Origin of the sequence: Microcystis sp. M53598_WE2 (assembly GCF_030067735.1) — a bacterium.
Lineage (GTDB): Bacteria > Cyanobacteriota > Cyanobacteriia > Cyanobacteriales > Microcystaceae > Microcystis > Microcystis aeruginosa.
Window position 1 is genome coordinate 1 of record NZ_JASJFE010000818.1, and the last position, 8,521, is coordinate 8,521.

The 8,521-nt window shown below is 42.9% G+C and carries 5 protein-coding genes; all 5 read right to left on the reverse strand.

The window, feature by feature from the left end; all coding sequences use genetic code 11:
• Positions 1–1,139: NACHT domain-containing protein (locus tag PX636_RS16600; RefSeq protein ID WP_288117891.1), on the reverse strand; the 1,139-nt coding region annotated here is incomplete at its 3' end.
• A gap of 434 nt (positions 1,140–1,573) precedes the next feature.
• A complete protein-coding gene (ppsA, locus tag PX636_RS16605) occupies positions 1,574–4,015 on the reverse strand; it encodes a phosphoenolpyruvate synthase (protein WP_287726814.1) in 2,442 nt (813 codons plus the stop codon).
• Positions 4,016–4,485: 470 nt separating this feature from the next.
• Positions 4,486–4,740, reverse strand: a complete 255-nt coding sequence (locus PX636_RS16610; RefSeq protein ID WP_002788303.1) for a UPF0175 family protein — start codon at positions 4,738–4,740, stop codon at positions 4,486–4,488.
• Between the two features lie 73 nt (positions 4,741–4,813).
• A complete protein-coding gene (locus PX636_RS16615; RefSeq protein ID WP_002797635.1) occupies positions 4,814–6,262 on the reverse strand; it encodes a M16 family metallopeptidase in 1,449 nt (482 codons plus the stop codon).
• 189 nt (positions 6,263–6,451) lie between these two features.
• Positions 6,452–8,008: a M16 family metallopeptidase gene (locus tag PX636_RS16620; protein WP_288117895.1), complete on the reverse strand. Its 1,557-nt coding sequence runs from the start codon at positions 8,006–8,008 to the stop codon at positions 6,452–6,454.
• Between the last annotated feature and the right edge of the window lie 513 nt (positions 8,009–8,521).

Sequence of the window (8,521 nt, forward strand, 5' to 3'; positions counted from 1 at the left end):
CTGCTAACTCTGGTTTCCTGCTCTTGCCAGAAATACCATTTATAGACAAAATCATGAATATTTTTATCGGTAAATTCATTAATAAACACCTTTTGCCGAGGTTTATGCTCAGAGCTAAACGCTTGATAGCCTTTCGGACGAGAAGTTAAAATAAAATAGTTTTGGCGAAAATCTTGCCACTGTTTGCCAATCCATTGACTGACTTTTTCGGCATATTCGGGTTTAATTTCATCAAAACCATCAAACATCACTAACATTCGCTGATGGGTTAAATGACTTTTAGCCCAGTTCTCAGGTAAATCTAATTCTTGAGAAATATCTTGTTTAAGATGTCGCTCAATTAAGGTTGGTAAATCCAATCCTTCTGTGGTGGTAATCACTTCCTGCCATCTCCGTAAACGTAAAAAGACAGGAATTAAAAAAGGTGCATTTTGTTTCGGTTGTTTTAGAGCGTAGTTATAGGCTAAATGACGCAATAAAGTCGTTTTTCCTCGGCCACCAGGAGCCAGAATTAACAACCGTAAATTTGTCCTCTTTTTAGCCCGTCGCAATAAATCCCAAATATCATCCCCCGTACCTTTAGACTCTTCTTCTGAGCGCAGTTCTAATTGACTCAGATCCAAATTAATAAAAATTTCTTCTAGTTCTGGGGTAGAAAAACCAAAGATTGCATCTTCAATCCCTTCAATATCATCATAACGACAATCTGAATCCCGTAATTTAATTAAATATTTCCCGTCAGGATTAGCTAATTGCCAACGTATTTTTTCCAGTCCTTTGTCTAGCCAAACAAAAAAGCTTAAAGCTGTACCTTTACCGTGATCTTTACCTTTGGTTCTTGCCACTTCTAAAAACGCTTTACTCCAGGCTGATCCGTAGGTAAAAAAGCCCGTGACGATAAAAGTGACTCCCCCGACAATAATCGCCTTAACCGTGTCATGTTGACTAAGCCAAGTTAAGCCGCCTGTAATGCTACCCCCGATAATTGGAAGGGAAGGAGCGGAGGTTCGGAGTTGATGGGCAACAAAAGCAGTGATTTTTCCCGTCCAAACTTCAGCCTGTTTACTTTCCTGTTCAAAATCTGATTCTTTTTTCTCTTCAGATTCGGATGCTTCTGGCTTTGTGGTTTTATCGTCCATAAACCCCCTTTGATCAACCTCTTCTAATTATACTAGACCCCTTTAGAGTGGTGTTATTGGCTTATAAGTAGGTAGGCGTTAAAAATTATCAGACACCCCCCTTATCAAGGGGGGTTTAAGGGGGGATCGGCACCCCCCTTATCAAGGGGGGCAGGGGGGATCGAACCGGAAATGTTGCTTTTTTATCCCGATGGACAAGCTTTCACTAGCTATAATGAGGAAAAACAACGAGCGGAACGATTAGCCAATAAACTCCGGGAATTAGGCCTTAATCCTGACGAAATCTAAGTTTATCTCTTGATCGCAGTTTAAAGTTAATCTTTGTTAAGAGACAACTAAAAAATAGCCATAGTGGGCTATATGTATTTTCAGTATGATGAAGTTAGTTGGCTTAGTACAAAAAAAGGTGGGCAAGTCCCACCTTTATCACTAAACTATTGTCCTTGCTCCACTGCTGCCACCATCAATAAAGTTTTGAGGACAGAATCAGGATTAAGACTGATAGAATCGATGCCTAATTCCACTAAAAATTGAGCAAATTCGGGATAATCACTGGGAGCTTGACCACAGATACCGATTTTGCGATTTTGGGCTTTAGCGGTTTCAATGGCCATTTTCACCATGCGTTTAACTCCCTCATTCCGTTCATCAAAAAGATGGGCAACTAGGGCAGAATCCCGATCTAATCCTAAGGTTAATTGGGTCAAATCATTAGAACCGATCGAAAATCCGTCAAACACCTGAGCAAATTGGTCGGCAAGAATTACATTACTTGGTAACTCACACATCACATAAACTTGCAAACCATCAACCCCGCGTTCGAGACCATTTTTCGCCATTTCTTCAAGGACTCTCATCCCTTCTTCGGGGGTACGACAGAAAGGAATCATCGGAATCACATTAGTTAATCCCATTTCTTCCCGTACCATTTTCAGCGCCCGACATTCCAAAGCGAAAGCCTCGCGATAATTAGGATCAGTATAACGGGAAGCGCCGCGCCAACCGATCATCGGGTTTTCTTCCTTGGGTTCAAAGGGTTTGCCACCCAATAAATTAGCGTATTCATTGGATTTAAAATCGGACATCCGCACAATTACATCTTTGGGGTAGAATGCGGCTGCAATCATGGCAATTCCCCGGGCCAATTTATCGACGAAAAATTGGGGTTTATCCTCGTAGTGTTTGGTTAATTCGGCGATTTGGTCTTTTACGTCTCCTTCTTCCAATTCGTGGAATTTCAGCAAGGCGCTGGGGTGGGCCTGAATATGGTTAGCGATAATAAACTCTAGACGAGCTAAACCGACCCCTTGGGCAGGAATATCGGCAAAAGCGAAGGCTTTTTCGGGATTACCGATATTCATGAGGATTTTTGTCCGAGTTTGGGGCAAATTGTCCAGGGGAGTTTCAAGAATTTCAAAGGGTAGCAATCCGAGGTAAACTTTCCCTTCATCCCCTTCCGCACAGCAAACGGTGACTTCCTGACCGGTTTTAATCGTTTCCGTGGCATTATTGCAACCCACGATCGCCGGAATGCCCATTTCTCGTGCGATAATAGCGGCATGGCAAGTACGACCACCTTGATTAGTAACGATCGCGCTTGCTTGTTTCATAATCGGTTCCCAGTCGGGATCCGTGCGATTGGTGACGAGAACTTCTCCCGGTTTAAAGTTGTTGATTTTATCTACACTGAGGATGACTCTGGCTTTTCCTTGACCGATTGCCGCACCTACACTCCGTCCCACCGCTAAAACTTGACTTCTTTCTTTAATTTCGTAGGATTTAAGGATATTAGCGGCTTTTTGCGATTGTACGGTTTCTGGACGGGCCTGAACGATAAAGAGTTCTCCCGTGATCCCATCTTTTGCCCATTCGATGTCCATGGGGGTGTAGGTTCCGCGCACTTGCGAGTAATGTTCCTCGATTTGGGTCGTCCAACGAGCTAAAGTAAGGATTTCTTGGTCACTAATGCAGAATTGATCCTGTTCTAGCTTGTTAACTCGGATATTCTTGGTTAGACGCGATCCTCCATCATCGTAGATCATCTTGATGGCTTTACTGCCGAGGCGTTTGTCGAGGATGGGTTTGTAACCGTTTTTAAGAGTGGGTTTAAAAACCAGATATTCGTCGGGGTTAACGGCTCCTTGCACGACATTTTCCCCTAAACCGTAGGCTGCGGTGATTAAAGTGGCATTTTTGAACCCTGTTTCCGTATCGATGGAAAACATCACCCCGGAGGTGGCTAGATCTGAACGCACCATTTTTTGGACACCGACGGAAAGGGCGACGGCAAAGTGATCGAAACCGTTATGATGACGGTAGGAAATAGCGCGATCGGTGAATAAAGAGGCAAAACATTTATGGCAAGCTTCTAAAACTCCCCTTACCCCTTGCACGTTGAGATAGGTTTCCTGTTGTCCGGCAAAACTCGCTTCTGGTAAGTCTTCGGCGGTGGCGCTTGAGCGAACGGCCACATCTATGGAATGATAGAGATCATCGCCATAACGTTCACAGAGTCGGCGATAGGCAATAGCGATCGCATGACTTAAATCATCGGGGAACGGTGTATTGAGAATTAATGTGCGTGCTTGTTTACCTTTTTCTTGCAAGTTCTGCACATCATTTTCGTCTAAATCTTGGAAAATTTGTCTTAATTGTGCGTCTAGTCCGGCTTTTTCGACAAAGTGACGGTAAGCGTAAGCGGTGGTGGCGAATCCTGTGGGGACATTAATCCCTTTCGGGGTTAATTGTTGGATCATTTCGCCTAATGAGGAGTTTTTCCCACCGACTAATCCCACGTCTTTGCTGTCTACTTCTTCAAACCACAGAATTAATGCTTGTTCTCTAGAGGTTCTCGCAACATCTTGTAGTAGCATCATAAGTATTTTTACCTCTGTACTTTATACTTTCAGTTTAGCTACATACCATCTTCAAAAATCCTTGAGTTTGATATTTATTTACAAAACTATATAATAGCCAACTCAGCCACGATCACCCTATCTCTAAAGGGTTTAATTGTCTAGCTACTTAACACAAAAATTAACAAACTAATCAGGAGTCTCAACAGTAACTTTCCTCAATGATAGCCTTAGTTATCTCAAAATAGTTACAGCAGTTATCTCAATGGTGAGATAAGTAGGTGGGTGGAATTAAATATAGGATGAACGTAGGTTGGGTTGAAGCATGAAACCCAACGCCCGCATAGTTTACAGTACCGCTAACCCATCCTACAAATAATTGTGCCTCCCTACTTAGGAAGTTTTCGTTTTGGGGAGTCGGTCGTCAGCAGTCAGGAGTCAATACCAAATTAGGTTATACTTTTTTTTATGAGAAGGGCTGTAATTTAGCTTTAGGCATTTTCAAGGTCTGATAATAGTTCTTCTTCTGTTAAGTCAATCATCCCTACGCCAAAATCGGTCAATCTCAATAAAAAATTAACCCTATCCACTCCTAATAAATTGGCAGCCATACCGGACGAAATACGTTTCATCTCAAAGAGTTTTACTACCATAGCCCAAGTTGCTTCTCTCTCGAATTCCTCTCGTGTTTTTTGAAGAAAGTCGGGTAAGTTTTCAGGATAATTTATGGTGAGTTGTAAAGTCATATATCGTGCTATATTTGTCCCATTTTTCTAGGTTGGATTTCACCTAGTTTAGCTCAATCCAACCTAGATTTATTTATATTTGTGTGATGGTGACATCAACAGTTTTAACCGTAGTTCCCAAACTGGATAAGGGAGGTTGAATTTCCTGTTCATTACCCACCACAAGAGTCACAATTTGATTCGGTTGTAGATATTGTTGGGCCACTCGTTGAATATCGGCAATTGTCACCCCTTTTACCGCTTGTTGATAACGGAAGATAAAATCTTGGGGATAACCATAGTATTCATAGGTCATCAATCGCGATAAATTTTGAGCAGGTTTCTCGAACTTAAAAACAAAAGAATTGAGAATAGCATTTTTAGCATCTTCCAATTCTTTGGCAGTAACGGGTTGATTGCGAAGTCGCTCGATTTCGCCTAAAATTGCCTTAATAAAAGGCACGGTAGCATCGGTGCGAGTTTGACCTCCAGCAATAAATAAACCAGGATAATCATAACGACTATTCCAGATACCATAGACAGAATAAGCTAATCCTTGACGGGAGCGCACTTCATTAAATAAACGACCACCAAAACCGCTTAAAATCTCATTTAATACCGTTAAAGCGGGATAGTCGGGACTATCCAAACGACCCCCAAGATGACCTAATAAAACGCTACTCTGGGTTAATTGGGGTTGATTGACAACAAAGACACCTTGAAGATTTTTTTGGGTTGCAGAAGGGGTGACAATTTTAGTGGCAGTGGCGGGATTTTTCCAATCGCCAAAAGTTTTATTGATTAATGCTTTCATCGACTGAGAATCAAAATCACCGACAATTCCTAAAATTATTTGGTCGGGACGGACATAGGTACGATAAAAATCGATTAAATCCTGACGGTCAATATTAGCTAAAGTGCTATATTCTACAGTACGAGCGTAGGGGCTATTATCACCATAGACTAGCTTTTTAAACTCCCGACTAGCAATATCATCAGGATCATCATTACGTCGGGCAATCGCGCCTTTTTCCTGAACTTTGGCTAATTCTACCCTCTGACTTTCAAAAGCTGGGGAACGCAAAACCTCGGCAAAGAGATTAAAAACTGCTTCTAAATCTTCACTAAGAGCGCTAAAACTAGCAGTTCCAGCGTTAAGATCGATCGAGGTTTCTACTAGGGCTGCTCTTTGTTCTAATAACTGATTTAAGACATTAGAAGGATGTTTCTCCGTGCCACCACTACGCAGCACGGTTCCAGTAATATCGGCTAATCCGACTTTTTCCCCGGATTCTAATCTCCCTCCTGTCCGAATCATCGCCGTACCACTCACTAAAGGTAAGCTCCGATCCTCCACTAAATAAACCACCATACCATTATCTAGTTGATAACGTTCGTATTGGGGAACTGTCACTTCAGGAAGAGGAGGAAAAGTTAAATCGGTAAAATGTCGCGGGGTTTGGGCAATTGCCGGGGAACGAAAAGCTAGGACACCTATCAGGGTGATCAGGATTAAACCTAGCCATTGTAAGCGTTTTTTCATGATTATATTTATTTTAGGTTTTAGGTTTTAGGTGTTAGGGTGTTAGGGTGTTAGGGTGTTGGGGTGTTGGGGTGTTGGGGTGTTGGGGTGGTCACTGCGTGCGCGTTGCGGGGGGTGATGGGGTTTTAGTTGAAATTCCCCCACTTCCCCACTTCCCCCATTTCCCCACTTCCCTATCTCCCCATCTCTCTATTTCGGTAAAATTCGGCCAATAGTGCGATTTTCGGGGGTAAAAGTTTCTTTAGCCACCCGTTGAATATCAGCTGCCGTGACAGCATTATAAGCATCTAATTGGGCGAATAAATTACGCCAATCGCCGGTTTTTACCTCGTATTCAATCAAGGATCGCGCCATGCCCATGTTAGAATCAAGACCTCTTAATAGGGCTGCCCGTAGTTGATTTTTAACCCGTTCTAATTCCTGTTCCGAAACCGGTTCATTTTTCAATCTTTCCAATTCCAAATTCAAACCCTGCGCTACTTCCTCCACACTGGCATTAGGAGCGGTAAGAGCATAGAATAACAGCAAATTCGGGTATTTATCTCCCGGAAAGCCGTTAAATCCCTGGGCAGCGAGGGCAAGTTGTTTGTCCTCCACTAAAGCTTTATACAGTCGCGAAGTTCTTCCTTCACTCATTAAAGTGGCGATAACCTCGTAAACCGCATGATCGGGATGATTGAGGGCGGGACGATGGTATCCTTCTAAATACCAAGGCTGCGAGGCTAATTTTAGGGTAATTTCCTTTGTTTTGGTTTGGTTCGGTTCCACTACCGTCACCTGTGGGGGTTTCGGTTTAGCGGGAAAACGACCAAAATAAACCTTAGCTAACTGTTTGACCTGTTCTGGGTCCACATCCCCGGCGATAGCTATGGTTAAATTACTGGCAGCATAAAATTTATCGAAAAAGTTTTGGATATCTGAGGGTTCCAGATTGCGAATATCTCGATCGTAGCCGATAACGGGACGTTTGTAGGGATGGACAGTATAAGCTTGATCGAGAAAAGCTTCGATTAATAGACCCAAGGGGCTATTATCCGTCCGCATCCGTCTTTCTTCCAGAATTACGTCTTTTTCTTTGTAAAATTCCCGTTGGAACACCGGTTCTAAAAATCTTTCCGATTCCAAAGACATCCACAATTCCAATTTATTCGACGGGAAACTGTAAAAATAGCTAGTTGCATCACTGGAAGTGGTGGCATTTAAACCGACTCCTCCCTGAGTTTCGACGATTTGCCCGTATTCGTTGCGTTGGACGAATTTCTCGGACTCTGCCTTAGTTTTTTGAAATTCTTCCGTTAATTTAGCCACTTCTGCGCTTTTACCCGCTTTTTTGGCCGCTTGCAGTTCTTTGTCTATAGCTTCAAGGCGATCGAGGACTTTTTTCTCGCTAAGATAATCGGTAGTACCGATGGTTTTTGTGCCTTTAAAGGCTAAATGTTCCAAAAAGTGGGCAACTCCTGTTTTACCGTCTGGTTCATCGGCACCTCCCACATCCGCGTAGGTGACAAAGGAAATAACCGGAGCATCGCGATTTTCTAGGATAATAAATTTTAGTCCGTTGTCGAGGCGAAATTCGGTAATTTTTTGTTGAAATTGCTTAAGGTAGGGGGTAATCGATTGTACATCGGCTGATTGCTCTTTCGCTTGGGCAAGAAGGGGTGAGAAACTCCCAAAACCCCAAAACACAAGGAAAGCCACCCAAAAGCCGATTACAGCCCGATAATAGGGGTTATTTTTAATGATCATGGATAGTTTTATCAGGTATCGTGGGAGCGAGAGATCGATCGCTCTGTTCGATCTTAGCAGTCGATTGTTAGGAGAGGGGGAGTGGGAAGCTTTTTTCAGTGTTGCCAAAGGCACGGCGTAGCCGTCCAGTAAACAGTAATCAGTAAACAGTTAAGCTAAGACGCATTTAAACCGCTTATTCTTAGATTAGCTGAACCTCCCCCAATCCCTTTACTGTTGCCTTTTGCCTCTTGCCTTTTGCCTCGTCTCAACAAGCAATTTAAATTACGAACAGCTTAGGGACTTGCGTGGGAATAATATCCCAATCGATCGGAGGGCGCAAGCTTTGCGCCCCTACAGTAACGGATTTTGTCCACAATGTAGGGGCGAACTGCGTTCGCCCAAAAGGTACATTATCAAAGCGCAAGTCCCTTATCAGTTATCATTTCATTGTTTACTGTTCACTGTATCTCAACAGTAGAAGAATTTCTATAACATCGTCAAGTTTATTGCTGTTTGGGCGACTATCACTGC

What these genes read in the sequence shown, in the direction of transcription:
- PX636_RS16610 (WP_002788303.1), bottom strand. Translation starts at nt 4,740, where the DNA reads ATGACTTTACAACTCACCATAAATTATCCTGAAAACTTACCCGACTTT.
- PX636_RS16615 (WP_002797635.1), bottom strand. Translation starts at nt 6,262, where the DNA reads ATGAAAAAACGCTTACAATGGCTAGGTTTAATCCTGATCACCCTGATA.
- PX636_RS16620 (WP_288117895.1), bottom strand. Translation starts at nt 8,008, where the DNA reads ATGATCATTAAAAATAACCCCTATTATCGGGCTGTAATCGGCTTTTGG.
- ppsA (WP_287726814.1), bottom strand. Translation starts at nt 4,015, where the DNA reads ATGATGCTACTACAAGATGTTGCGAGAACCTCTAGAGAACAAGCATTA.